This window comes from Cytobacillus sp. Hm23 (genome assembly GCF_051842895.1).
In the GTDB taxonomy this organism is placed as follows: domain Bacteria; phylum Bacillota; class Bacilli; order Bacillales; family SM2101; genus Nanhaiella.
The window spans coordinates 58,526-85,210 of the sequence record NZ_JBPXRQ010000024.1 but is presented as its reverse complement, the minus strand read 5'-3'; the positions used below and the strand labels follow the sequence as shown (position 1 = coordinate 85,210).

Annotated in this window: 26 protein-coding genes, 8 tRNA genes, 1 rRNA gene and 1 pseudogene; 23 read left to right on the top strand and 13 right to left on the bottom strand. The window is 35.9% G+C overall.

Annotated elements, in window-relative coordinates; all coding sequences use genetic code 11:
* The first annotated feature begins 3 nt into the window (after window positions 1-3).
* The 16 genes from rrf to glmS all read left to right on the top strand — a co-directional run bounded on the left by rrf (window position 4) and on the right by glmS (window position 9,599).
* Window positions 4-119 (top strand): 5S ribosomal RNA (gene rrf / locus ACSVDA_RS15385).
* Between the two features lie 7 nt (window positions 120-126).
* Window positions 127-201 (top strand) — tRNA-Asn (locus tag ACSVDA_RS15380).
* Between the two features lies 1 nt (window position 202).
* Window positions 203-275: transfer RNA gene (locus ACSVDA_RS15375), tRNA-Thr, on the top strand.
* A gap of 16 nt (window positions 276-291) precedes the next feature.
* Window positions 292-366: transfer RNA gene (locus tag ACSVDA_RS15370), tRNA-Glu, on the top strand.
* Between the two features lie 3 nt (window positions 367-369).
* Window positions 370-445 (top strand) — tRNA-Val (locus ACSVDA_RS15365).
* An 11-nt stretch (window positions 446-456) separates the two neighbouring features.
* Window positions 457-532: transfer RNA gene (locus ACSVDA_RS15360), tRNA-Thr, on the top strand.
* A 13-nt stretch (window positions 533-545) separates the two neighbouring features.
* Window positions 546-630 (top strand) — tRNA-Tyr (locus ACSVDA_RS15355).
* Between the two features lie 21 nt (window positions 631-651).
* Window positions 652-726: transfer RNA gene (locus ACSVDA_RS15350), tRNA-Gln, on the top strand.
* 18 nt (window positions 727-744) lie between these two features.
* Window positions 745-817 (top strand) — tRNA-Lys (locus tag ACSVDA_RS15345).
* Window positions 818-985: 168 nt separating this feature from the next.
* Window positions 986-1,888 (top strand): arginase, encoded by a 903-nt coding sequence (gene rocF, locus ACSVDA_RS15340; RefSeq protein ID WP_485884306.1) that lies wholly within the window; start codon window positions 986-988, stop codon window positions 1,886-1,888.
* A gap of 296 nt (window positions 1,889-2,184) precedes the next feature.
* Window positions 2,185-2,748, top strand: coding sequence for an RNA polymerase sigma factor SigW (gene sigW / locus ACSVDA_RS15335; RefSeq protein WP_214483887.1), 564 nt, complete (start codon window positions 2,185-2,187; stop codon window positions 2,746-2,748).
* 16 nt (window positions 2,749-2,764) lie between these two features.
* Window positions 2,765-3,391, top strand: a complete 627-nt coding sequence (locus tag ACSVDA_RS15330; RefSeq protein WP_485884302.1) for a zf-HC2 domain-containing protein — start codon at window positions 2,765-2,767, stop codon at window positions 3,389-3,391.
* Window positions 3,392-3,799: 408 nt separating this feature from the next.
* Complete coding sequence (gene cdaA / locus ACSVDA_RS15325) at window positions 3,800-4,621, top strand: diadenylate cyclase CdaA (protein WP_485884301.1); 822 nt, start codon at window positions 3,800-3,802, stop codon at window positions 4,619-4,621.
* Window positions 4,614-5,879 carry a CdaR family protein gene (locus ACSVDA_RS15320; protein ID WP_485884300.1) on the top strand — a complete coding sequence of 422 codons (1,266 nt, stop codon included), beginning with the start codon at window positions 4,614-4,616 and terminating at the stop codon, window positions 5,877-5,879. The genes cdaA and ACSVDA_RS15320 overlap by 8 nt, the downstream gene beginning before the upstream one ends.
* Before the next feature lie 43 nt (window positions 5,880-5,922).
* Entirely contained in the window at window positions 5,923-7,269 is a 1,347-nt protein-coding gene (gene glmM, locus ACSVDA_RS15315; protein WP_485884299.1) for a phosphoglucosamine mutase, read from the top strand.
* Window positions 7,270-7,796: 527 nt separating this feature from the next.
* Window positions 7,797-9,599, top strand: coding sequence for a glutamine--fructose-6-phosphate transaminase (isomerizing) (glmS, locus tag ACSVDA_RS15310; protein WP_485884298.1), 1,803 nt, complete (start codon window positions 7,797-7,799; stop codon window positions 9,597-9,599).
* 386 nt (window positions 9,600-9,985) lie between these two features.
* Here glmS and ACSVDA_RS15305 read toward each other — a convergent pair.
* Window positions 9,986-10,869: pseudogene (locus ACSVDA_RS15305) on the bottom strand (protein kinase domain-containing protein).
* Between the two features lie 463 nt (window positions 10,870-11,332).
* Here ACSVDA_RS15305 and ACSVDA_RS15300 point away from each other — a divergent pair.
* Entirely contained in the window at window positions 11,333-11,689 is a 357-nt protein-coding gene (locus ACSVDA_RS15300) for a winged helix-turn-helix transcriptional regulator (protein WP_485884297.1), read from the top strand.
* 48 nt (window positions 11,690-11,737) lie between these two features.
* Here ACSVDA_RS15300 and ACSVDA_RS15295 read toward each other — a convergent pair whose 3' ends face one another.
* The 3 genes from ACSVDA_RS15295 to ACSVDA_RS15285 form a co-directional block, all read right to left on the bottom strand.
* Window positions 11,738-12,265: an NAD(P)H-dependent oxidoreductase gene (locus tag ACSVDA_RS15295; RefSeq protein ID WP_485884296.1), complete on the bottom strand. Its 528-nt coding sequence runs from the start codon at window positions 12,263-12,265 to the stop codon at window positions 11,738-11,740.
* Window positions 12,266-12,970: 705 nt separating this feature from the next.
* Entirely contained in the window at window positions 12,971-13,693 is a 723-nt protein-coding gene (locus tag ACSVDA_RS15290) for a hypothetical protein (RefSeq protein ID WP_485884295.1), read from the bottom strand.
* A gap of 254 nt (window positions 13,694-13,947) precedes the next feature.
* Window positions 13,948-14,892, bottom strand: a complete 945-nt coding sequence (locus ACSVDA_RS15285) for a BMQ_0737 family morphogenetic spore coat protein (RefSeq protein ID WP_485884305.1) — start codon at window positions 14,890-14,892, stop codon at window positions 13,948-13,950.
* Between the two features lie 209 nt (window positions 14,893-15,101).
* On the opposite strand from ACSVDA_RS15285, the gene ACSVDA_RS15280 reads away from it, so the two are divergent.
* The 6 genes from ACSVDA_RS15280 (at window position 15,102) to ACSVDA_RS15255 (ending at window position 20,449) form a co-directional block, all read left to right on the top strand.
* A complete protein-coding gene (locus ACSVDA_RS15280) occupies window positions 15,102-15,473 on the top strand; it encodes an S-Ena type endospore appendage (RefSeq protein WP_485884294.1) in 372 nt (123 codons plus the stop codon).
* Window positions 15,474-15,982: 509 nt separating this feature from the next.
* Entirely contained in the window at window positions 15,983-16,663 is a 681-nt protein-coding gene (locus tag ACSVDA_RS15275) for a hypothetical protein (RefSeq protein ID WP_485884293.1), read from the top strand.
* 727 nt (window positions 16,664-17,390) lie between these two features.
* A complete protein-coding gene (locus ACSVDA_RS15270; RefSeq protein ID WP_485884292.1) occupies window positions 17,391-17,930 on the top strand; it encodes a GNAT family N-acetyltransferase in 540 nt (179 codons plus the stop codon).
* A gap of 213 nt (window positions 17,931-18,143) precedes the next feature.
* Window positions 18,144-18,920 carry a hypothetical protein gene (locus ACSVDA_RS15265; protein ID WP_485884291.1) on the top strand — a complete coding sequence of 259 codons (777 nt, stop codon included), beginning with the start codon at window positions 18,144-18,146 and terminating at the stop codon, window positions 18,918-18,920.
* Window positions 18,921-19,412: 492 nt separating this feature from the next.
* The gene (locus tag ACSVDA_RS15260) at window positions 19,413-20,015 is read left to right on the top strand and encodes a TetR/AcrR family transcriptional regulator (protein ID WP_485884290.1); all 603 of its coding nucleotides are present in this window, start codon (window positions 19,413-19,415) and stop codon (window positions 20,013-20,015) included.
* A gap of 11 nt (window positions 20,016-20,026) precedes the next feature.
* On the top strand, window positions 20,027-20,449 hold the full coding sequence (locus ACSVDA_RS15255) for a DUF3995 domain-containing protein (RefSeq protein ID WP_485884289.1): 423 nt from the start codon (window positions 20,027-20,029) through the stop codon (window positions 20,447-20,449).
* A 351-nt stretch (window positions 20,450-20,800) separates the two neighbouring features.
* Here the strand turns inward: ACSVDA_RS15255 and ACSVDA_RS15250 are convergent, their stop codons facing one another.
* The 9 genes from ACSVDA_RS15250 to ACSVDA_RS15210 form a co-directional block, all read right to left on the bottom strand.
* A complete protein-coding gene (locus tag ACSVDA_RS15250; protein ID WP_485884288.1) occupies window positions 20,801-22,150 on the bottom strand; it encodes a PAS domain-containing sensor histidine kinase in 1,350 nt (449 codons plus the stop codon).
* 20 nt (window positions 22,151-22,170) lie between these two features.
* A complete protein-coding gene (locus tag ACSVDA_RS15245; protein ID WP_320210683.1) occupies window positions 22,171-22,632 on the bottom strand; it encodes a GAF domain-containing protein in 462 nt (153 codons plus the stop codon).
* Entirely contained in the window at window positions 22,622-23,275 is a 654-nt protein-coding gene (locus tag ACSVDA_RS15240) for a response regulator transcription factor (RefSeq protein WP_485884287.1), read from the bottom strand. Before ACSVDA_RS15240 ends, ACSVDA_RS15245 begins: the two co-directional genes overlap by 11 nt.
* A 100-nt stretch (window positions 23,276-23,375) precedes the next feature.
* Window positions 23,376-24,017, bottom strand: coding sequence for a sensor histidine kinase (locus tag ACSVDA_RS15235; protein ID WP_485884286.1), 642 nt, complete (start codon window positions 24,015-24,017; stop codon window positions 23,376-23,378).
* A 65-nt stretch (window positions 24,018-24,082) separates the two neighbouring features.
* Window positions 24,083-25,393, bottom strand: a complete 1,311-nt coding sequence (locus ACSVDA_RS15230; RefSeq protein ID WP_485884285.1) for a NarK family nitrate/nitrite MFS transporter — start codon at window positions 25,391-25,393, stop codon at window positions 24,083-24,085.
* A 1-nt stretch (window position 25,394) separates the two neighbouring features.
* The gene (locus ACSVDA_RS15225) at window positions 25,395-25,649 is read right to left on the bottom strand and encodes a hypothetical protein (RefSeq protein ID WP_485884284.1); all 255 of its coding nucleotides are present in this window, start codon (window positions 25,647-25,649) and stop codon (window positions 25,395-25,397) included.
* A gap of 10 nt (window positions 25,650-25,659) precedes the next feature.
* Window positions 25,660-25,971: a hypothetical protein gene (locus ACSVDA_RS15220; protein ID WP_485884283.1), complete on the bottom strand. Its 312-nt coding sequence runs from the start codon at window positions 25,969-25,971 to the stop codon at window positions 25,660-25,662.
* Complete coding sequence (locus ACSVDA_RS15215) at window positions 25,961-26,167, bottom strand: hypothetical protein (RefSeq protein WP_485884282.1); 207 nt, start codon at window positions 26,165-26,167, stop codon at window positions 25,961-25,963. Before ACSVDA_RS15215 ends, ACSVDA_RS15220 begins: the two co-directional genes overlap by 11 nt.
* Window positions 26,157-26,678, bottom strand: coding sequence for a Rieske (2Fe-2S) protein (locus ACSVDA_RS15210; protein ID WP_485884281.1), 522 nt, complete (start codon window positions 26,676-26,678; stop codon window positions 26,157-26,159). The genes ACSVDA_RS15215 and ACSVDA_RS15210 overlap by 11 nt, the downstream gene beginning before the upstream one ends.
* Window positions 26,679-26,685 lie beyond the last annotated feature (7 nt).

Genomic DNA, 26,685 nt, shown 5'->3' with positions numbered 1-26,685 from the left:
ATGTCTGGTGGCGATAGCGAAGAGGTCACACCCGTTCCCATACCGAACACGGAAGTTAAGCTCTTCAGCGCCGATGGTAGTTGGGGGTTTCCCCCTGTGAGAGTAGGACGTTGCCAGGCTCATTGTTCCACAGTAGCTCAGTGGTAGAGCTATCGGCTGTTAACCGATCGGTCGCAGGTTCGAATCCTGCCTGTGGAGCCATGCTTCCATAGCTCAGCAGGTAGAGCACTTCCATGGTAAGGAAGAGGTCACCGGTTCAAGCCCGGTTGGGAGCTTACAATGAAAAGTATTGGCCCGTTGGTCAAGTGGTTAAGACACCGCCCTTTCACGGCGGTAACACGGGTTCGAATCCCGTACGGGTCACCACACGGAGGATTAGCTCAGCTGGGAGAGCACTTGCCTTACAAGCAAGGGGTCGGCGGTTCGATCCCGTCATCCTCCACCATTAAATTTTATGCCGGTGTAGCTCAACTGGTAGAGCAACTGACTTGTAATCAGTAGGTTGGGGGTTCAAGTCCTCTCGCCGGCACCATCTATAAACATATGGAGGGGTAGCGAAGTGGCTAAACGCGGCGGACTGTAAATCCGCTCCCTGAGGGTTCGGCGGTTCGAATCCGTCCCCCTCCACCATGTTTTTATTGTAAATAATAATGGGCTATAGCCAAGCGGTAAGGCAACGGACTTTGACTCCGTCATGCGCTGGTTCGAATCCAGCTAGCCCAGCCACTAATATTTCTTTGTTTTGAGCCATTAGCTCAGTTGGTAGAGCATCTGACTTTTAATCAGAGGGTCGGAGGTTCGAGTCCTCCATGGCTCACTCTTAAGACGATATCTTTTTGATAGGTGAAATACATACTACCAGAAACATCTAAATCACATGATTTAGATGTTTCTTTGTATATATATACAAAATGTTGTTCAGTTGAATCATTGATGCTATTACAGATAAAATATAAGTATAGTCTAGAAGGGGGAAAATGTTGTGATGAAACAAGTATCAATAATTGGAGTACCTATGGATTTAGGACAAATGCGTAGAGGGGTAGATATGGGGCCTAGCGCGATTCGTTACGCAGGTGTTACAGAAAGACTTGAGAATTTATCTTATGAAATAGAAGATTTAGGGGATATTGAAATTGGTAAACCAGAGAGAGCAAATGCTATTGTAGAAAATCATAAACTCCGCAACTTGAAAGCGGTTGCTGAAGCGAGTGAACGTTTGGCAGATAAAGTCCAGGGAGTAATTAAAGAAAAACGTTTTCCATTAGTTCTTGGTGGAGATCACAGTATTGCCATTGGAACATTAGCTGGAGTTGCAAAGAGTTACAATAATTTAGGTGTGATATGGTACGATGCTCATGGGGATCTAAACACAGAGGAAACCTCTCCGACAGGAAATATCCATGGGATGCCGTTAGCAACAAGTCTGGGTATTGGTCATAAGACCTTAACAGAGATTGCAGGATATACTCCAAAGGTTAAGCCTGAAAATATTGTTATAATTGGTGCAAGATCACTTGATGACGGAGAAAAAGAACTTATTAAAGAAAAAGGTATAAAAGTTTATACGATGCATGAGATAGATCGATTAGGTATGGCTAATGTTATGGAGCAAGCTATTAATTACCTTAAAGATCGTACTGATGGTGTACACCTGTCATTAGATTTAGATGGCTTGGATCCTCATGATGCTCCAGGTGTAGGCACACCAGTAATTGGAGGGATAAGCTATCGTGAGAGCCATTTAGCAATGGAAATGTTAGCAGAAGCAAATATTATTACATCTGCTGAATTTGTTGAAGTAAACCCTATACTTGATGAAAGAAACACTACAGCTACTGTTGCAGTAGCATTGATTGGCTCGCTATTTGGAGAAAAATTACTTTAACGAAAAAATGTATGGACTGTTATTTTAGGTGGAGTGAAATCTCCACCTAATTTTATTAAGAAACACGTTGACTATAGATAATAAAATATATTAGAAATAATTGCTTACTATAAATTTTATCTTTATTACGAATTTTCCCTTCCTATATCATCGAATTTTGTAATCCTCATGGAAATTATACTATTTTAAACACACACTTCCTTAATTTTGTTAAAATATTTATATGCATATTTTGAAACCTTTTATAAGTTAGAGACGTAAATAAGCTAGCCGCATGGAGCGGGGGTATGAATGGTATGGAAACAATTGTTAAAAAAAGGATAAAACAAGTTATTAAAGGAGATCAAAACGCATTTGCAGAAATTGTAGAAATTTATAAAGATAAAGTATTTCAATTATGCTATAGAATGCTCGGGAATCGTCATGAGGCTGAGGATATTGCCCAAGAAGCTTTTATTCGTGCATATACTAATATTCAAAGCTTTAATCAAGATCTCAAATTTTCGACTTGGTTATACCGAATTGCTACAAATCTTTCAATTGATAGAATTAGGAAAAAGAAACCAGACTATTATTTAGATGCAGAAGTTTCTGGAACAGACGGACTGACTATGTATTCTAATGTAGCTGCGGACGAAGCTTTGCCTGAAGAAGAGCTTGAGAGACTAGAGTTACACGAAACGATTCAAGGTGAAATATTGAAGCTTCCAGAAAAATATCGTACAGTCATCGTATTGAAATATATTGATGAATTACCATTAAAGGAAATTAGTAAAATATTGGATTTACCTATAGGAACCGTTAAGACGCGGATTCATCGTGGTAGAGAAGCTTTAAGAAACCAACTTCGAAATGTATAATGAAGGGGTGATTAAAATGAAATGTCCTGAAAACATTGTTTATTTAATGCATGAATATTTAGATGAAGATATTTCACTAGAAGATAAAAATTTGTTAATTGATCATGTGAAAAGTTGTGAAGACTGTGAGGCACACTTCCATGAACTTAAAAAGTCCATTGCGCTCGTCCAAAGCATTTCTCATGTAGAGGCGCCTAGCAATTTCACAAATAACGTAATGCAAAGTTTGCCTAAAGAAAAAAGATCAGCAGGCGCAAGGCGTTGGTTAAGAAATCATCCTTTTCTAACAGCTGCATCGCTTTTTATCATCTTAATGGCAGGTAGTATATTTTCAAATTGGACAGAGGATGACCAGTTTTCTGTATCTAAACAACCGAATCTAATTATTGAAAACTCTACAGTGACCGTTCCAGAAGGCGAAATAGTTGAAGGACCAGTCATTGTAAAAAATGGTACGCTCAAAATAGAAGGGCAAATTAATGGTGATGCAACAGTAATTAATGGTGAACAGTATCTTGCTTCTGTTGGTAATGTTACGGGTGAAATTAAGGAAATTAATGAATTATTTGAATGGTTATGGTATCATCTAAAGGATATTGCAAAGGATACAGTAAGTCTATTTGACCAAGATCAGTCAAAATAGATACAGAATAATGAGGGTCATCTTAATAAAGATGACCTTTTTTTCTAAGGTTGTTTTCGCAGTAATTGTTGGTTTGTGCAATTAGAGCTAAACGCTAATATCTCTAAGTGAGGGGCATCTTTTCTCCTCTAAAACTAAACCATATAATAAACGCCAGTTACTCAATTTTAAGTAGAAAAAAGAACAACGTTTACGAAAAGAGCATCTATTTATTATGAAATGAAGGTCCCATATAGCTTTATTATAATTTTTACATTGGCAATAAAGTTAACGAAAAAACTAAATACTAATAAAAGATATTTAATACATTATTTTAGGTTTAATTAGGTTTGGTATGATATATGCTATAATAGTCATATTTATATAGAAGAGTAGTTCAAGTACTTGAATAATGGAGGAAGTGTGAGAATGTCTTCAGAGGGTCTCTCAATCTTTAATTATCTAGGTATTATCGTCGATATTCTCGTTGTTTGGTATGTTATCTATAAGCTAATAATGGTTGTCCGAGGAACGAGAGCTGTACAGCTTCTCAAAGGAATCACTGTTATTATAACCATTCACATATTAAGTCAGTATTTGGGCTTAAAAACATTAGGATGGTTAATGAACCAAGTGATAACATGGGGATTTTTAGCTATCATTATTATTTTTCAGCCTGAACTACGTCGTGCACTAGAACAATTAGGACGAGGTAGGTTCTTTTCAAGAATTACGATTAATGAGGAAGAAGAACAAGCAAACTCGATTGAAGCCATTGTAAAAGCTACAGATTATATGGCAAAACGTCGTATTGGAGCTTTGATTTCGATTGAGCGTGAAACAGGGATGAGCGATTATATTGAAACAGGAATACCACTTCATGCTAAGGTTTCTTCCGAATTGCTTATCAATATTTTTATCCCAAATACACCACTTCATGATGGCGCAGTCGTGTTACAAAATAATCAAGTGTCTGCAGCTGCGTGTTATTTACCATTGTCAGAAAGTCCATTTATATCTAAGGAGCTTGGAACGAGGCATCGAGCAGCGTTAGGTGTGAGTGAAGTAACTGATAGCCTTACGATCGTTGTTTCAGAAGAAACTGGAAGTGTTTCTCTAACTAAGAATGGTGAATTACATAGAGATTTAACACAAGATTCTTTTCGAGAACTTCTTACAAATGAACTAAAACCAACTCAAAACCAGGCTACTTCTACTCGTTGGCAATGGAGGTGGCAAAAGAATGGATAAGTTCATGAACAATCGATGGTTTATGAGGATTATCGCCCTGTTATTGGCGTTGATGCTATATATGTCTGTCTATATTCAGGAACAGAAAGAGCAGAGTGATGGAAGCCTTACGCTACCTCTTTTTGATGATTCAACTGAAATATTAGAAGACATACCTGTTGAGGTTTTGTATGATCAAGAGCGATTTGTTGTAACAGGTGCTCCTCAATCAGTTGATGTGAGATTAGATGGGCCAACAAGCAAAGTTAAAACGATAATAGCATTAAGAAATATAAAAGTTTATGCTAACCTAGAAAACAAATCAGAGGGTAATTACTTAGTAACCCTAGAATATGAGAATGTGGATGATAAGGTAAACGTTACATTTGAACCAAAATCCCGATATGAGGTAGCATTGCATGAAAAAGTAACGCAAGAATTCGCTATCAAAGTGGATTATAACGAATCTTTAATAACAGAAGGGTATACTGTAGAGAATTTGGTACCTGAACCTACTATAGTCTCCATAACAGGGGCAAAAGAAGAGATTGAAAGAACTGCAATCGTAAGAGCTTATATTGATTTACAGGATGTTATTGATGATGTAACGGTTGAATCATCAGTGACAGTACATGATAAAGATGGGCAGCCATTAAATGTGGAAGTTGAACCAGCAAATATTAGTGTTGGGGTATCCATTATAAGTCCAAATAAAGTAGTACCACTTAATTTTATAGAAGAAGGAACGTTACAAGGTATATACATCAAGAACATTGAAATGGTTCCGGATAATGTAACTGTCTATGGGCCGAAAAATGTCATTGATAGTATTACGAAAGATGATGTCATTGACATTCCTATCGATCTTAATAGCATAACTAAAGATGAAGAAATCATTATCCCTATTAAGCTTCCAGAAGGAGCTACGAAAATAGATCCTGTAGAAGTGAAGGTTGCGATTGATGTAGAAGAAGAGGTTACAGAAACTTTTACCAATATACCGATCGATTATGAAGGGTTAGGAGAAGGCTTAATCTTAAGCTTTTCTGACCTGGAAAACGGTGTACTAGATATAACTGTAACAGGTAGAAAGAGCTCTATTGAAAATATAAGCAACAGTAATATTAAAGCAACGATTGATGTAGCGAATTTACCTGTAGGAGATTATGAAGTACCTGTTGATGTGTCTATTTTAAATGAAGAAGGCATTGAACCAATCGATATTTCTTTGGAAATACCTATAGAAACTGTGAAAGTTAATATATCTGGTATTGAGTAAATATATAAACGGTAATTGTCCTAAAAAGGAGCGAATAAAGGAAATGAGTAAATATTTTGGTACAGATGGAGTGCGCGGGGTTGCTAATAGTGAGTTGACGCCAGAATTAGCATTCAAAATTGGTCGTTTTGGAGGGTATGTCCTAACAAAGGATGAGGAACGTCCTAAAGTTCTTATCGGGAGAGACACCCGTATTTCTGGTCATATGCTTGAAGGGGCTCTTGTCGCAGGTCTACTATCAATTGGAGCCGAAGTGATGAGATTAGGAGTTATCTCTACACCAGGTATTGCTTACTTAACGAAAGCGCTAGGTTCTCAAGCAGGTGTAATGATTTCTGCCTCTCATAACCCTGTTCAAGATAATGGGATTAAATTCTTTGGTCCTGATGGCTTTAAATTGTCAGACGAACAAGAAGCAGAGATAGAAGAATTGTTGGATCGACCTGAAGATGAGTTGCCACGTCCAATCGGAGGCGACTTAGGGCAAGTGAATGACTACTTTGAAGGTGGACAAAAATATTTACAGTTTTTAAAACAATCTGTTGATGAGGACTTTTCTGGCATACACGTCGCACTCGATTGTGCGCATGGTGCTACTTCATCATTAGCGCCCCATCTTTTTGCTGATTTAGAAGCAGATATATCTACGATGGGAACTTCACCAAATGGTGTGAATATTAATGATAACGTGGGCTCAACACATCCAGGAAGCTTGTCAGATCTCGTTAAAGAAAAAGGGGCTGACCTTGGTCTTGCATTTGATGGTGATGGAGATCGGTTAATTGCTATTGATGAGAACGGTGATATTGTTGATGGCGATCAAATTATGTTTATTTGTAGTAAATATTTAAAAGAGCAGGGACGCTTAAAGCATCAAACAGTCGTTTCTACTGTAATGAGTAATATTGGTTTCTACAAAGGATTAGAAGAAATTGAAGTGCGAAGTGTACAAACTGCGGTAGGTGACCGTTATGTTGTAGAGGAAATGAAGAAAAATGGTTATAACCTAGGTGGAGAACAATCAGGTCATATAATCTTTTTAGACTATAATACGACTGGTGATGGTTTATTAACAGGGATTCAGCTCGTTAACATTATGAGAGCAACACAAAAGCCATTGTCTCAACTAGCGAATGAAATGAAAAAGTTTCCTCAGCTACTAGTGAATGTGAGAGTTACTGATAAAAATAAAGTGCTAGAAAATGATAAAATCAAACAAGTGATCGAATCTGTTGAGCGTGAAATGAATGGAAATGGTCGAGTTCTTGTCCGTCCATCTGGTACTGAACCACTTATTCGTGTGATGGCAGAAGCATCGACGGAGGAATTGTGCCAAGAATATGTTGAACGCATTGTTGCTGTCGTGAAGGAAGAAACATCAGAAGTATAAGCTTGCTAAACGTTTGAAGAATATTTGTACAAAGCTCTTAATAATAGCTGAAAACACCCTCACAAGGAATAGATATGTGAGGGTGTTTTAGTATGCTATCTTACTCATGGGTAGCTTAACTAACACGTAATGTGTTCATCATGCATACTTTATAAATAGAGCAATAGCTCAATATTAGAGGTCAGTGGTGAAAATATACAGTTAAATTTGACGATACGAATGGAAATCATGTAAGATATTAGGTATAGCTTTATTCAAGGATAGAAAGGTAGGGTAGGAAAACGACATATTTAAGCGCCTGAACTAAGTAAAGGACGAATAACTTAGTTGACGAGGAGGAGGTTTATCGATTTATCGGCGGATACCTCCCGGTTGCACTGATTACGACCGCAAGCATATACGAAAACAAAGAGGTGACTTTTTGCACAAGCGTATGTGTATAATCAACAATAAAAAACAACTTGGCAAGGGGGCGAGTAAGTCCCCATACTTCCTTGCCCCCTTATAATTAGGGAGGACGAAGAAACATGTGCGGAATTGTAGGATATATTGGTCAACAGGATGTAAAAGAAATTTTATTAAAAGGGCTTGAGAAACTTGAGTATCGTGGTTATGATTCAGCAGGAATTGCAGTTGTAAATGAATCTGGAGTACACGTATTTAAAGAAAAGGGACGAATTGCTACATTACGAGAAAATGTAGATAGTCACGTAGACTCATCGATGGGGATTGGCCATACAAGATGGGCTACACATGGTGTACCTAGTAAAACTAATGCGCATCCTCATCAAAGTGCATCGGGTCGATTCACATTAGTGCATAATGGTGTAATAGAGAACTATTTATTGTTAAAAAATGCATATTTACAGAATATCACTTTACAAAGTGAGACAGATACAGAAGTTATTGTCCAAATGATTGAGCAATTTGTCGTTGAAGGTTTATCTGTAGAAGAAGCATTTCGTAAAACAATGAGTGCGCTGAAGGGTTCATATGCGATTACAATGATAGATGCAGAAAATGATGAGACGATTTATGTAGCCAAAAATAAAAGTCCATTATTAGTTGGAGTCGGTGACAACTTTAATGTTGTTGCAAGTGATGCAATGGCGATGTTACAAGTAACAGATCAGTTCATCGAATTAATGGATAAGGAAATTGTCATCGTTACAGCGCAACAAATGGTTATTAAGAACTTACAAGGTGTTGTCAAAGAACGTGAACCATTTACTGCAGAGCTTGATGCGAGTGATATAGAAAAGGGAACATACCCACACTATATGTTAAAAGAAATCGATGAACAGCCACTTGTTATGCGCAAAATTATTCAACAATATCAAAATGGTCGTGGAGAATTGGCTATTGATCATCATATTAGTGAGGCATTAGACGAAGCAGATCGTATTTATATTGTAGCTTGTGGCACGAGTTATCATGCTGGTCTAGTCGGAAAACAGTTTATTGAAAGAATGGCTAAAGTACCAGTTGAGGTACACGTAGCAAGTGAATTCTCTTACAATATGCCATTGTTATCGAAAAAACCACTGTTTATTTTTATTTCTCAAAGTGGTGAAACGGCCGATAGTCGAGCTGTCCTTGTCCAAGTGAAAGAACTTGGTCATAAAGCCTTAACGATTACAAATGTACCGGGATCTACACTATCTCGTGAAGCGAATTACACATTATTGCTACATGCTGGACCTGAAATAGCTGTAGCATCAACAAAAGCATATACTGCCCAAATCGCTGTATTGGCGATATTAGCTGCGGTAACAGCTGAACGAAAAGGTGAACGTTTAGGTTTTGACCTTGTGACAGAGCTTGGAATGGCTGCAAATGCAATGGAAGTGCTATGTAATGAAAAAGAAGAATTTGAGCAGATTGCACGCGAATACTTGTCAACAACGAGAAACTGCTTCTTTATCGGTCGTTCAATAGACTATTATGTAGGACTTGAAGGTGCACTCAAATTAAAAGAAATCTCATACATCCAAGCAGAAGGCTTTGCTGGCGGAGAATTAAAGCATGGAACAATTGCCCTTATTGAAGACGGTACTCCTGTCATTGCACTTGCCACACAAGACCTTGTCAACTTAAGTATTAGAGGAAACGTAAAAGAAGTCGTTGCACGTGGTGCTAACCCTTGTATTATCACTATGAAAGGTTTGGAGAGTGATGATGATCGTTTTGTCATCCCTACTGTTCACGAGCTACTCACACCACTCGTATCAGTCATTCCTTTACAGCTTATTTCTTATTACGCAGCCTTACACCGCGACTGCGACGTTGACAAACCTAGAAACCTTGCCAAATCAGTAACTGTTGAGTAGGATTGATAATTAAAATTTCAACGTGACTTATACAACTCAATCGTGAACTAGTGTTTTATTAAAAGTAAGTTGTATTCTTTTGGAAGTAAGTTATACTCTGAATAATCAAAGGGAATGTCTCAAAAATTGAGATATTCCCTTTTTTGGTTTTTTGCCCATCCCCCCGAAAAAGGTATATTAAGGATATTTTGCACACCCTCCAAAAAAGAGGAATAGCACCCTAGCATTCGATATCGGTTGCATATAAAAACAAGAAATCTAAGAAATTGTATTTAGCAATTAAAAATTGCTTTTTAAGGTAGTATGTTTTTGAATAGAAAAAAGCTGAAAATATTGAAAAAGGGTGATCACTTTTTCGAAGTATCACCCCAAGTATATAAAAATTACTATTTTAAAGCTAAATTCCACGCCTCATGAAATTTTTTAACCGTTGAGTAACGTTTATCTCGCTCTTTTTGGACAGCTTTAATTGCTACTTCATATAATTTCTTGTTAGCTTCCCACTTTGAAAATGAGTGATTCATTTCGCCACCTAATAAACCAAATGCTATCGCTCCCATTGTGAACACATTGGTCTTTGAATCAATTTGACTACCTAGAGTAAACTCCTCTGGAGATTTAGATCTTGTAGCCCCCAAAAAATGTTCCCCTAAATCATTTAAAGAAGGTGATTTACGATAAAAATCTATATCACATATTTTTGTTACATCATTTTTGAAATCATATAGGATACTTCCATCGTAGAAATCTACCGCTACATAATTTTTCGAATCTACATAAGTATGAAAAGCAAAAATTGTATTAAGGGCATCAATGCGTTTTTTAATTTCAAGATTCCTAAATCGATAGAATGGTGACTGTGGGTGAGTATATTTAGGAATTTCAGCAAAAGTCCAATGAGAATGCAGACATTCCCCCTCGAACCATTCAAATACGGCTGCATACCCATTTTCAATAGAGAAATGGTCTAGCAATTTTATTAAATTTGGGTGCTCTAATTTATTATAAACTGGTATCGCCTTTATCAAACGGTCAACTGCATCTTTTGGGTTGCCAGAAAAGTGCATTGGTTTTGCACCAGCATATTTCACAAAGAACTTTTTGTTGTTTTTTCTAATCCGAAACTAATATTTCCAGAATCTTGTTCATCGAATACGCAAAAAACATCCCCCATATCTTTTAACCAAAAAAAATTATGATTCTCTTGTAATTGAAAACTAACTTTATCAATTGCTATAGTAATTAGATTCTGTTGCTTTTTATTTTCCAAATTATGTTCCCCCTATTAATAGGGATCACGTAGTTTATAGGGGCAATGATACGCTCACCCTTTTAAATGCTTACAACCCCATTAAGTACCATTGTCATTTTCATAAATCAACGCCTCCTTCCATTTCTGTTAAAGAAAATTATACCATTTTTTATTCTATTATATATTAATTATTGACAAAAACAGAAGGTGAAAAGGCCATATCAAATAAATTGCCATTCAAGCTCCAGAGTTTGGGCATTCATTTATCTACGTGAAAAAGCAAACAAATAAATAGCCAAGCTAAGCTTGATCGATTGTTGTTGCGGAAGAGGGGTTATAAGCCCTTAAATAGCTTAGCATTGTAAATCCGTATGTTCGGGACTTAATCCCTATTTGATGAATAATGAATAATGACTATGATATATTATTAAATATAGCTACTTAGAGGATGTACGATTTGATCAGAAGGAGGATATAAGTTGTGAGTGAAACATGCGTTCCAACTGGTGTTGAGTTAAAAAGTACTGATTTTGGTTATACACTGTCCTTGATAGGCGGTAAATATAAAATGATTATTATGTATTGGCTTTTTGAAAATAAGGTTATGCGTCATAATGAGTTGAAAAGGTGTATTGCTACAATTCCATTTAAAACGTTAAGTGTCATGTTGAAAGAGCTTGAAAGAGATGATCTCATTATACGAAAAGAGTTTCCCCAAATACCTCCAAAAGTTGAATATTCATTATCTGAAAGAGGACTTTCCCTCATTCCGTTATTAGATATGATGTGCGAGTGGGGAGAGAAAAATCGTTTGTCAGTCTCCGAAGTTAGTAAGTAGGAGTTATAACAAAAAAAGTATTCTCTGAATTAGAGAATACTTTTTTTGTTATAGTGCCTTAAGAAATTCTAGATAATCATGCGCACTTTGTTTAATTTCACTCTTGGATGGTTCATATTCTGCCCCATAAAACGCAAAGAACGAACGGTAATCTGCGTTGCAATATAAAGCAGTTGTTTTAAATGGAACTAAAATCTGTTCAAGTGTGAATTGATATCTTCCATTATCACTGTAATCTTCATTTCTTATTCCGGCAGATACAGCAAGAGCAAGCTTACGACCTTGTAAATTATCTCCTTCTGGACCAAAGGCCCATCCGTGAGCTAAAACATCGTCCATCCATTGTTTAAGAAGAGGTGGGCAACTAAACCAAAAGATAGGGAACTGAAAAATTAGATTTCCATGAGATTCAACCAATTTTTGTTCTTTTTCTACATCTATTTTCCCATCAGGATAAACTTTATATATCTCATGGATAGTATATTGTTCAGGGTGTTTTTTTAATTCTTCAACCCATCTATTATTAACAACGGATGTTTCTATATTCGGGTGTGCTATGACAACAAGAGTCTTCATGTCATCCTCCTAAATTTTATTTATTTCAACCTCGGAATTTATTATAAACTCAACAGCACATATATGTAAGTACGCACAATTAGTACAGGTACTTACCTAAAGGTAAGTATTATTGATCTGTTGCTCTTTGTGAGGGAGGTAGTTTTTCAAAACGGAAGTCACACACAAGGTAAACACCAATTTATGTTTGTTTGAATCTCCTACATGATAAGACATTACACCTAGATTGTGACACCATATGATTGTTCCATCTTTTAGTATCTCAAAATGATACCTAATTTCAGGCCATTCCAACTCAGTCTTGACCTAGTGTTAGTCTAAATTATAAAAAGATAAGCTTTATTAGTATAATATTGGTTGAAGTCGAACAATAATTTTGTAATAAAAAACTGGTTAGTTGTAGTGCTAACCAGTTTTTTTGCAGTATTTGAGAATGTTGTTAAACATATCTATTTTCTATTAGATAGATCATACTAAATTCCAAAAACTCATTTAAGTTTTATTTAATAATTAATCCGATAGATAAATTTGTTTTCAATTATAAAGAATGAACATCCTTTCGAATGCATAAATCCGTTGGTGTACGCTATAAAGAAAAGATAATGTATTTCTTGTAAGTTAAATCAATTAAATGGAGACAATAAACCGCTAAATTAACTAATGGAGAACATGAGGTGTGTTGTAATATATATAAAGAAACAAAGCTTATTTAGCTTTGTTTGACCCTAATAACGTACATATTGTGTATACCAAATTAACAACCTGATCAGAAGCGTTATTTACATTAATCTCCACTACATCCTCAAAGGGGATAGTTATTCCTTGGTCACTATTTACCATAATAGGCATTATAACTCCTGTTTGAAGTTCAAAATTTAAAGTGATCATTTCTGAAACATCTCTTAACGAAATCATGCCTGTTTTGCCTATAGTTGTCGGTGAGTTTTGGTAAATGATGTCCGGTTGTATTTGATTAGCTGCTATTTGAGTACTCAGAACTGGATTAGTTTGTGAACATAATATTTCACAACAATTGTCTTTTGCATCTAATAATGTACAAATTTCGTATGAGTATTCTCCAGAAAATTCTGTTGTACTTGCTTCAATTCTTATCATATCTTCAAAAGATATTGTTTGACTTTCTCCTGGGTTTATGGTGATATCTGAAGGTGAGGGTTCGACATGAGGTACTAAAGTTAAATTTATAGGTCCGGTTCCTCCGTTAGGGATATTATGGAATGTAAGCATCCCTGTTTTACCAATATTATCTGGAATTGCTTCATAAATAACTCGCGTTGTATTAATTGGTATAATACCAGTAATATTTGGAGAATTTATATCTCCTTGAGAACATAACTGTTTACAACATTTTGCTTCTTTTCTTGTACAGCATGAAAATCCTGTGTAGCCTGAGACTATTGGTTTCATTTTATCATCTACCTTAAAAATATATTTTAATACATTATTTTATGGAATCCTTTACAAGAAAAGTGTGTATGTTTGTCCTAATTTCACTCAAAATATTGGTACATTTTTAAAAACACACAACTGTATGCATGTTTAAAGATCATGTTGTAGGAGAATAAAGAATAGAATAATTATCTTTATATTTACTATTAATTTATAAAGCGGTATGTGAATCAATTTAGGCAGTCAATAGAATAAGGAACTATATGCCCCCACTAAAAAAACGGGCAAGCTGGGGGCTCGGGTTCAACTTGACAAATTTCTTCCGGTATCACGTTTTCTCGCGGATTACATTCCTCAGCTAGTACTTTTAGTTTGACGGCTCCTGTTACTTTTATGTTTTGACAAATATCAAGTCTTATAAATACTTCAAAACAGTTAGGTACTTTTAAAGATGGAACAAGGAAAGCTTCACATATAACATCATCAATTTTACAGTCAACGGTTGTGCCAACAGGTGCACATAATAAAAAGGTTTCAATTTCACAAAATGGAAATACTCGACAAATACTTTCCTCCCCTTTCTTATTAAAAATTACAACTGTTACAAAGCCTTGTTTTAAGACAACTACTTTTTGTAATGTAGTTGTTTTTCCATTAGCAAGTTTGACGACTACTTCTTTTCTGTTTTTAGGATCGGAAAGTTCTTTACACTTAATAAAACAGGAACTGCGTGGCTCTAGTCTCTTTCCATAACTGTCTGAAATAAAACACTTCACGTTCTTAATGTCGATTTCATCACCAGTAGGTTTGTGCTTAATATTTAATTTCAGCTCACCTTTACAAACTCCTTGTTCTCCTGTTTCATTGCGACAAAGAACTTCAATTGACTTCATATCAGCAAATGTGGCACAAAACTCTTGTCCCTCATTAATGATATTAACTTCTTCTCCATTTACGAACACTACTAATTCACCGTCACAACCACTTTGGAAAAATACAGAAAAATTCCCTGTTACATTTTCTACTCCAATACTCTTCCAGATTGTAAAAGGACTGTCACTATTACATGGAACACTGAAATCACAGCATACACAATCTTCAAAGAGGTTGTCTTTAATATCAATCGCTTCTTTAATCGTTATTTTAAGCAAGGGAGTAATCCAATCGAATACTTTGTTGGCTTCTATACAGTGTTTTAGTTGATTATTAAAAGACATCGACACAATGTGTTCTCACCTCTCTTTTAAATTTTTCTAAGAGTTTAACAATAATTTATGTTATGTAAATTTCTCGCTCTACGTGCTGAATATATAACCCATATCACTTCGCTAGCAAAATAAGGGCTTTATTAATTAGAAATATACCTATACCAAAAGCTGTATAACTGCATTAACTATTATAAATAATGGATGAGGGGGTGAAATTTGTGTCATGTTCATGTAAAGATAAAAAAGATGTTCACAAAGATTGTTGTTTTTCATGCTGTTCTACAAGTGAATTTTTTCAAGATCAATCCTGTTGTAATTTTGTATTAGGCTCTGAAGATAATCAAATAGTCTATACAACGAATGTACTAGTAACAGCTACTGGAACTATCTCAATCTCTGCACAGGAAGATGTTGAATTTACGGTTAACTTCAGAAGAGGGACGACTAATGTTAGCATGGTAACCGTATTAGCTGACAGTTGTCTCGCGTTCACTGTAACGGATTTTGACAATATTCAAGTTATTGCACCAGTACTTGAAACTCCTGCTTCTGGTGAAATTTGTATCACTCCTAGATATAAACTTCGTTAGTAGAACAAAAATATTCGTTCATTGATAATGCTGAGGCCTCTACCATACAGTTCTATATTTTTCCGGTACTACGTAAAAATGAATTTAAGTTTACTCCGATACTATTCATGGTCCTTTCAATATTTGTGTTTAAACCCCTTATTTTAGTTAAAGCACTCAAATATGGGTGCTTTTATCATTTTCCATTTGTTTTGTTAAGACTCTTTTCGTAAACTTTGATGCTATTTTTTATTAAAAATGGACAGTTTGACGAGTTTTAGGAGTGTGTTTAAGTAGAAAAGATGCCACGAACGCTATATGTTTACGTGCTTATATCTTTGAACGAAAAGCAACAATCAATGCGAAAAAAACCTTTGTTAAATACGACACCAAAACTCTGGAAAATTAAAATTCTAAAACCAAGAAGTGAATGATACATACACACATATACAGTTAATTGACTATACACACACGTCTATACATACTAATTTCAATCCTCATAATATAAAGAAAAAAATGAGGTGAAAATGATGTTTAACGATGAAAAAGATAGCATTTGTAACAGCTATAAGATCATACCTCCACCACCGCGAGGAAAACAGGGACCAGAAGGACCACGTGGGAAACAAGGAGAACAGGGACCACAAGGAGTACAAGGACCACAAGGATCACAGGGCTTACAAGGAGAACAAGGACCACAAGGAGAACAAGGACTGCAAGGAGAACAAGGACCACAAGGAGAACAAGGACTGCAAGGAGAACAAGGACTGCAAGGAGAACAAGGACTGCAAGGAGAACAAGGGATGCAAGGAGAACAAGGACCACAAGGAGAACAAGGACTGCAAGGAGAACAAGGGCCACAAGGAGAACAAGGACTGCAAGGAGAACAAGGGCCGCAAGGAGAACAAGGACTGCAAGGAGAACAAGGGCCGCAAGGAGAACAAGGACCACAGGGGAATAATTTGGCCAGTCAGGTTGTCCTTTTGCAGTCATTATTGGCAACAAAGAGCAATATCGAAGCGGTTGTGGAAAGGGAAGTTTCCAAAATAAGTGAATTATACAACGTTATGAAGTTTGAAGACCAGCAGAAACTATTAGACGAAACATTAAAGATGATTGATGAAAAGCTAATGGTGTTGTTGAGTCAAAGTATGGATGCAAAGAAACAAGTCCCAGCCAAGAAAAAAAAGTGGTGGAGATTTTGGTCATAATAATTCTACAATTGCACATTAAATCCTCATAAATGCCAGTCTACAGTAAAGATTTTAAGATAATGAGGAGCACTTTATTATCCTAATTATCTCGTGCCTTCCTATGTTAACTATGGGATGTGTATGTGAGTATTTTGACTAAATTCTCTTAAATGAATTTATCTTTTCTTTTATGTACTATGCTATGTATAGATAAATATAAATAAATTAGAGCAAGCAATTGAGAAGGCGGACCGACAATCCCATCCAGTCGTAAACTTTGTACCCTGTCCTAGAAATTGTGGGCAGGGGAAGATTAGAGATAATTAATCCAAATGTTTTTATAAAATCTGTGCTAAACTTTATTTTTTTTGCTTACATTATAGGACATGATGTGTATTAAAATAATTTGTATAGAATGCTAGTTATGTTCATGCTTAGTTCTTATTATGAAAGGCAACAAGTAATGTGATAAGCCTTTTTATATAATGCAGTTACTTATTCTAAGTAAATGTTGCGTGCTGGTTCGACAGTACATACGTATTGTACTTTACTCAAAAATAAACGCCAAAAATAGCCTATTAGTGTTTCCTTAATCAATATAATGTGTATCTCATAAGCAAAGAATCTTGTAGGAAAAAATAAATAACCCGAAAAAGAAGTGACTCCCAAGTTGCATGACGTCATAAGTTAGGTCGAAATGTTATACTATTTAATAGAAATCGAGATCATAAACGAGGTGATTCGAGTGAAAGTAATCGAAACTGATAGATTAACTCTTCGGTGGGTAGAGTACAGTGATGCTGCATTTATCCTAGAATTATTGAATGAGCCTGGATGGCTTCAATACATAGGAGATAAGGGAATTAAGACGTTTGATGATGCGAAAGATTATATTGCATCTGGACCTCGAGCGATGTATGAACGAGAGGGTTTTGGCCTTTTCTTGACAGAGACTAAGGAAGATCACACACCGATTGGTTTGTGTGGGCTGATTAAGAGGGACGGTCTTGAAGATGTGGATATTGGTTTCGCATTTTTGGCTGACTATCAATCTAAAGGTTATGCGTATGAGGCTGCTAGAGGGACAGTGGAATTTGCTAAAGGACTGAACTTAAACCGTCTTGTAGCAATCACCTCGAAAGATAACTATTCGTCTGCCAAATTATTAGAGAAGCTTGGTATGGAGCTTGAAGGGTATATGACACTTCCAAATGATACTGAAGAGCTTAAATTATTTGCTTTGAATATATTACACTACCATGACTCATTAGAAAATGTTACTTAATGTGGTTGTTTTGGCCTTGGGTAGGTGTTAGAAAATATCCTCCTTACTTCTTCTACAAATAGTACTAGAGCACTTAACAAAATGATTCTATAAAATGAGCACAAAGTTAACGGCAACAGCTTGATTAATAGACAATGGACGATTAATGGAATTTATTTGCGGTAACTAATTTTAACAATATTGCTGAAACGATTTATTAAATTTTAGGGGGAAATGATGTTAGCTCCAGCAAATATACTAACCACTTGGAGTAAATTTGATGACTTTCCAATGGATACTCTAACAAAAGTATGGTTTTATGATAAAGTCATAGATAAAAGGCAACGAGATGTAGCTTTAATGAAAGAACACAGAAATAAATATGGGGTTTCAGGAAACTGTTTTGACCTTGCAATCTGGTTACTTGACGAATTAGGTAAAAATGGTATTGATGCATATCCAATTGGTCATGATTTATTTACAGCTGATGCACATGTCGCAATTGTAGCGTTAGATGAAAATGGACATCGCTTTCTTTGTGACTTAGGTGATCAATGGTTAAGACCGATACTCATTGACTCAAATAATGATGTATTTACTGATGAAAAGTTAAGTGGATTTTTTCCTGCTGCACAGGTACAAGTGAAACCGCTAGGAAACAGGGTTGAAGTTATATATTATAGATCAAATGGAAAAACATCAAGACAGTTTTATGATACGGAACCAATTGATGAGACCCATTTCTTAATGGCTGCTGAGTATTCTCAAAATTTAATCAAGCCTAGACCTCTGTTAGAGTGTAGAGTGTTTCACAACAATCAATTAGCACACTGGGAATTTTGTGATTGGCAGAGTTTTTTAAGTACGAAGGATGGATTGCTCTATGAAAAGCCTTTAAACACAGTAGAGGAATGGTCAGAAAAAATAAATATGATTACTGGGTATGATAAGCAATTTCTTTTTGAAGCATTAGAAATATATAAAGGTTTATCTGAGTTAAACTCTCGGTGATTATATTAAAAAAGTGGCGCTTTTTACTATAAAAAGCGTCTTTCTTTATGACTAGTTCGAGATTGTTGAGTAACCATACTAGTAATCTCAGTGTTGGTTGATAAGTTAATGATTATGTCATTCAAGAGCTGCTCATTCATCTTTGTTCATTATTAGCTGAAAAGTATTCATTAATTGATGAAGAATAAATCTATAGATATTAAGCAATGTTATTCAATGTGAAGGAAGTGACGATTGATCTAGATGAACCTTTTTTTTGACAAATAATTCATTAAGTATTATAAGTGATTAACAATGATATTATGGAGCGGCGGTTTAAATATAATCACGTGTAAGGGTCTAACATTTAAGTAAACTGATGAGGAAAAAGAAGTGTTTGGAGTTGAATGTGAGATTATTAAATGTATTTATTTGTAATTTAAATGATTATGTGTTAAAATGACCATAGTCATAAATTGACTATGGTCATTTTAATGGAGAGGAGGAAAATCTATGTTACGGGAAGAACGAAAAAAAGAATTAAAAAAACAGATATTTCTTAAATCAATTGAATTGTTTAAGGAATATGGGTATGACAATGTGACAGTTGAAAATATTGCTTCTTCATGTGGAATCGCTAAAGGTACATTTTTTAATTACTTTCCGAAGAAGGAACACGTTTTATTGTATTTAGGTCATTCTCAGAACGATTTACTTCAAGAGATCATAAGAAAACATCAGGATTTAAAAATTAAAAAAAAGCTTCTACTTATTTTTAAAGAATTATTATCCGTCTATTTGGAAAATACTGATCTCCTAAAGCTTACGCTATCTGAAACCATTAGATCAGCATTAAAGGATGAAACAAGAAATATTGGTCTTTTTAAAGAAAGTTTAGCTGAATTGCTCGAAGACGCTATAACAAATGACATGCTACCTACACATTTTTCCTCAAAGACGATTGCCTCAGTACTAATAGGAATCTATTTTAATACTTTAATTAGTTGGTCTGTTAATGAAGGCCAAAGTAACGATATCTTTATTATTTTCCAAGATCAGTTTGAAGTGGCTTGGCAAGGAATTGATGGAGGCTCGAAGTACGAAAACCTACAGTAGGAGGTAATATGGTGCAGCTATTATTTATTTACTTACCGGTAACGATTTTAGGTTTAGTTAGCTTGTTGCATTTTTATTGGCTTTTTGGTGGTACATGGGGATTTCAAGCTTCATTACCAGAAAAAACAGAGGGAGGCGCATTGTTTACCCCTAGATGGTTTGAAACCCTCATTGTTGCAGTCGGGTTAATTGGCGTGGGGGTTATATTATTAGGTCAAAATGAACTCATTTCATTTTGGGAATTAAATTCTTGGATGAAATGGGCTAGTATCATTCTTACATTCATTTTCTTGATTAGAGCAATAGGTGATTTTAAATATTTGGGGTTCTTTAAGAGAGTGAAAAATACAACCTTTTCAACATACGATACAATATTATATTCCCCTCTTTGCTTGTATTTAGGAATTTCTTTCATGATTTCATGGCTACAATAATGTTTGAGATACTTAGTTAAGTAAGGAGATGTGTATTCTTATTAGCCTGCAATAAATTCTTTAATTAATCTTTAGATATGGGTCTTTCAGGAAGAAGGATGTCATTGTATATGGTTGTCTTCACACTAACCATAAACACGATCGTGGCATCGCTTCTTCCTTAAGGTGATGACAACAAGCAACAAAGTTTACGATAACAGTTTTAGTAGAGGTTTAATAAATACATTAGCAGAGTATTTAGATCATTTTATTGAATCAACGTTTCTTTTGGCTGCTTACCTTTGTTTCAATCAACATATACATTGAATAAACAAAGGCTTTTATGACGTTGTCACATTTAAGTGTTGGGGGTCAGGCCCCCAGCGGAATTTCTAAGACAACTGTCGTTCCTTTACCTTCGGTGGAATGTATTAGAATAGAACCTCCAGCAGCTTTTGCTCTTTCCTTCATACTAAACAGGCCTACTCCACGCGATATTTTATCAATATTAAAACCTTTGCCTTTGTCTTCAATGACTACACGTATTTCTTCATCCATTTCTCTAATGGTAACAGTTGCGTCTTCGGTATGAGCATATTTTCTAATGTTCGTAAGAGCCTCCTGAATAATTCTATAAATAGTGATTTCTTTATTTGAGTTTAACCGGTAATTTAAGAAACAATCAAAATGGACGCTAATATGATAATATTCTGTATAACGGACCAAATAAGATCTAATGGCAGGAATGAGACCTAAATCATCCAGAACAGATGGACGCAATTCCCAAGAAATATCACGAAGCTCTTCAATAATTTCAGTCGCTTCATCTTGCAGTTGATCAAGTAGTGGATGGTTTATTTCTTCCTTCAGCCTATTAATCGTTATGAGATGGCTATATAAATTTTGTCCTATGCCATCATGAAGCTCTCGTGATAGGCGTTTCCTTTCATCTTCCTGTATATCAATGATTTTTGTCATCATTTTTTTAAGCTCTTCTTCAGCATTTTTTCTTTGAGTCACCTCATGGCGAATGGCTAAATGCTGATAAGGTATCCCATCCTCATTTAAGAACGGTACAATAGTAGTATCCACCCAATAATACGTACCATCCTTCGCTCTGTTTTTTAATTCGCCTTTCCAAACATGACCTGAGGAAATTGTTGTCCAAAGCTCTTTAAAAAACTCTTTGGAATGATGGCCAGAATTAATAATTGTATGATCTTTCCCAAGAAGCTCGTCCTTTGAGTATTTTGAGATCTTACAAAATTGATCATTAACATAGTTAATGATACCTCTTTGGTCTGTGATCGCGACAATGGAGGAGGCATCGAGCGCAAATTTAAGGTCAACAAGTTCATTCAATTGGTAGCTTTGTTGCTCGTTTAATCTCGACCTATCTTTTACAGTGTATAAGTTCATGAGAAAGAATAACTCGTCATGTAGTTTAAAAGAGCTTATTTTAATAAAAAGTGAGAATGTGTGACCATCACGGTGTCTGCCGTATTGGTGTATGATCTTACCTTCACGATTTTCATTAATAACTATGTCAGGAAGTATGTATGACAGCGTCTTTCCGATTAATTCTTTTGCCTCATAACCAAAATTGTTACATCCGTGCTGGTTTATATATGAGATGATGCCAGAACCATTAATGAGAATGGTAGCATCTCTTGAACCAGGATCAATCTTAGTAGGATCAAGTGAAAGATGATTCCTGTCCATATTATTGGCCTCCAGTTGCATTAAATTAGTCTGTTTAATTTCTCTTCCAATATTTTCGCTGTTTCTCTAACTGTTGCTTGTTCGCGTTCATTTATAGCTCTTTTTTCCCTGTTACCTGCCAATATGACTCCTTTAGGGATGTTATTTGAAAAAATCGGGACAGCATAAGCAAAAAGAATATTTTCAGCAAGCATAATAGGATACTCCAGCGCCTTTCCCAATATTTTTTCGGGGAAATTTTCTATATACATGGGTCTACCTGTAGAAATCACTCTCCCAGCTATCCCTTTGCCAAACCTAAGTGTTATGCGTTTATATTTATCGTTGCTGTTTCCAGCAGCATAATGCCATTTTATGTTGGGCCCTTCCGTATTTTGCAGGGCTAAGCCAATAAAATCGCATTTTAATTGTAATAATAATTTTTCACATACTTGATTAATCTGCTCATCGCAGGCTGCCAACCTACTTACTTTATATTCCATAGCCTAATAACCCCTTTTTTAATGCAAAAGCTACAAGCTCTGGACGAGTTTTCATTTTAAGTTTTTCCATCAGATTTCCTTTATGCGTTTCCACAGTTTTCACACTGATGACTAATTTTTCACCAATATCCTTATTAGAAAAACCTTTAGCAATCAATGTAAGGACCTCTTTTTCCCTATTTGATAATAAGTTAAAAGTGTCGGCATTTCCATCTTTCACATTTCCGAGATATTCTTCCATCAATCGTTTCGTAGCATTAGGGTGCAAATAGGCATCGCCATTTGCAACAGAGCGAATAGCAGCAACCAACTCATCATGTGGCGCGCTTTTTAAAATACAGCCTGATGCACCTGCTTGGATAGCTCTGAATAAATATTCTTCGTCATCATGCATTGTTAAAATGAGAATGGCTATATTAGGCATAAGCTTTTTTAATTCTGATGTCGCGGATAAACCATCTTTACCATGGGGCATACTTAAGTCCATAACGACAACATCCGGATTAAGTTCAAGCGCCTGTTGAATGCCCTCATTCCCCTCAGAAGCCTCACCAACAACCTGCATATCCCCTTGGTTGTTTAATAGCATTTTTAATCCCATTCGTACGACAGCATGGTCATCGCATAGCAAAATTGTAATCAATCCCGCTCCCCCTTACTAATGTTTGCACTTATATTATAGTCATTATGTTAAAAAAGAAACAAGGGAATATGCTATGCACACCCCTTGCCTATATGTTTCTCTATAACGGAAGGGTGATGTCTATTGAAGTCCCTTCTCCTATATTAGAAGTAATGGTGCACGTGCCTCCGATTAACACTAATCGTTCGATCATAGCTGCAAGACCTGTGGATTTTTTCATGCCGGTATTCACATCAAAGCCTTTGCCAGAATCGTGAATGTTTATTTGTAACACCTTAGGTTTCCACATGAAAGTAATATGAGCTTTCATTACATCTGCGTACCTTGCTATATTAGCTAAGGCTTCCTGACACACTCGAAATAGCGTAATGTTTGTTCGTTCATCCATTCTCATTTCATCACCTTCGCTTACTAACTCCACAATAACCCCATATGTTGAAGTATAAAGCTTTAAGTAGCTTTTCAAAGCAGGCAGTAAGCCAAGAGTAGGAAGGGTAGGTGGATGCAATTCGACTGCAAGAATACGCATTTCATTTATTGTTTTTTCTAGCATTTGCGTCATATCATCAATATATTCTTTCGTTCCTTGTTGATCTATTGCCGTTCTTAAAAAGTCTATACTCGTATATAAGCTATAGAGGTTTTGACTCACTCCTTCATGCAATTCTAGAGCAATTCGTTTAATTTCATCCTCTTGAGACTGAATAATATATGATGAAACATTCTTTTGCTTTTTAGGCATGTCTTTCATGCACCCCCCTTATTTCTTTAACATTTAAAGTATTATTGCAGTACACGAGGTCTTATTTATGATGCTTTTGCAACTTCTTTTTCTTTTGAGTGTACCTTTCGCTGATAATAATACCAGTTTAATACTAATGAAACGACATACAATCCAATAAAGATATAAAAAGCATTGACTGGTGTTCCTGTTGATTCAACAGACCACCCAAATAGTTTTGGAATAAAGAATGAACCATATGCTGCAAATGCAGCTGTAATTCCTAAAACAGGAGCTGCTTCTTTAACAGGGAAGATACCAGGTATCATTTGGAACGTTGATCCAGAACCGATTCCAGATGCAATAAATAACAGTAGGAATGATGCAAGGAAACCAGAGAAAACTTCCATATTTGTGAAATAGATTACACCTAAAGATCCAGAGATCATTGATATAAATACCCAAGCGGTAACAATTGCTCCTCCGAATTTATCAGACATCCAGCCGCCAACTGGTCGTGCTGCTGCAGCAAGAAATGCACCTAGGAAAGCGACAGACAGATATTCTGGGAATTGAGCTTTTAATAATAAAGGAAAAGCTGCTGCATAACCGATAAATGAACCGAATGTAGCTACGTAAAGAACGGTCATAACCCATGTATGCTTGCGTTTAAGAACAACAAATTGATCTGATACAGATTGTTTTGCAGTAGGAATATTATCCATTCCGAAATATGCAACAATGGTCAATATGACGATAGGTACAACCCAGATAAATGCAGCATTGTGTAGCCATATTTCTTCACCGTTTGTGAGTTGTTGCCCTTTTCCTAAAAACGCTAAAGATCCAGTTGCAATAATAAGTGGTGTTACAAATTGTACTACAGACACACCCATATTACCTAATCCACCATTAATACCCAAGGCCGTTCCCTTTTCTTTCTTAGGGAAGAAGAAGCTCATATTAGCTGAGCTTGATGAAAAATTCCCTCCACCAAGTCCACAAAGTGCTGCTAGCAATAGCATAACTGAATATGGAGTTTCAGGGTTTTGAACCGCAAACCCAATTCCGATTGCAGGAATTGCAAGGATTGCTGTTGAGAATACTGTCCAGTTACGTCCACCGAATGTTCCTACGGCAAAAGTGTAAAAGAATCGTAATGTTGCACCTACAAGTCCAGGAACTGCAGCTAGTGTAAATAGCTGCTCAGCCGTAAAGTTAAAACCGATATCATTTAAGCGTACAGCTACTACTGACCAAATTTGCCATACAATAAAAGCCATCATTAATGTTGGAACTGATATCCACAAATTTCTTGTCGCATGTTTTTTTCCTTCTTGCTGCCAAAACTTGTCATCTTCTGGGTTCCACTGGGTAATTCGTTTGTTCTTACTCATGTTAGTCACTCACCTTTCTAATTACGTAATATAATTCTTGTTCTGAATCAAAAGCTTTCCATTCATTATCGTGTTTGTTTACATGTGAACTTAACGGGACAGCAAAGAAGTTCATATGATCAAAATAAATGCGCAAATGAGTCTCATCTGGACACAAAGCTGTTTTTTGAATGATTTTAGGTACAAAGGGAGCTTTGTCATCATCCTGATCATCGTAAATAGCTACCTCCACATTTTGTAGGACAAAAGTATCCAAGTCATTTTTGTTAACGAGTTCCACAAGTGCTGCACCCTTTCTTAGGAGGATATATATACATTTTGTATCCTTGTAAATATTCCCAGAATTGGTCGCGAGCGTGGTCTTCGATATAATGGATTGTTTCTTCTTCAGATTTCCATCTGCTCATACCCTTAATCTCAGCTACGACGATATCGATGCCTTGCTCGTTCTTTTCTTCAAGATACCAGTTTAAGTTAACATCATTGAACAGTTCGGTTAGCATAGGCTCAACAACAGATATAAAGTTGCCATTTGACTTCCTTACGAAACAAAAATCAATATAAGTTTCACTGTTCATCACATTCACGCCTCACGTTAATCGTCTTTTTATAAGCTAGTATTGCTAAGAGGAATGATACAAAGTTTAAACCGGCAAAAATCAACACATTTACATAGTTTCCATAATAGTATTGATGGACCATATATTGGGTAAAGATAATATTTAACAATAAAATAGCGCTTAAGATGATTACACCTATATAGCTACGTTTCATAACGCTTCACCCTTTCTGCATAAATTGCACCGTTTTCAACTTTGACCTTTATTTCAGGAAGAGGTCTTCTTGGAGGTCCGGCAGTAGGTGCACCTGTTTCAACATCAAATTTGCCATGATGGCAAGGACAAATCATTTCACCTTCCTCCTTCACCCAGAAAACTGGGCAGCGTAAATGTGTGCATGCATTCTGATATGCAACATATTTGTTTTCTGCTAAGCGAATCAAAATGGCGTCATCATGCTCACTAGGAAACTTGAATTCTACTGCATCGCCAATTGGCAACTTGCTTACGTCAGTTATTTTCTTAAGTGGATATTCTTTGTCTCCTAGACCCATTAATTCTTTAGCTGCTACTGCGCCCCATGGAAGAGAAGAAACTGCGAATACACCTGCAGCTCCAACCAATGTTTTCATAAACCCACGTCTGTCTAGCCTTCTTTCATTATTTCGCTCTATATTATGAGTGTAATTATCTTCATTAAAGGGGATTTTGTTGTTATCAGACATCCCTCAT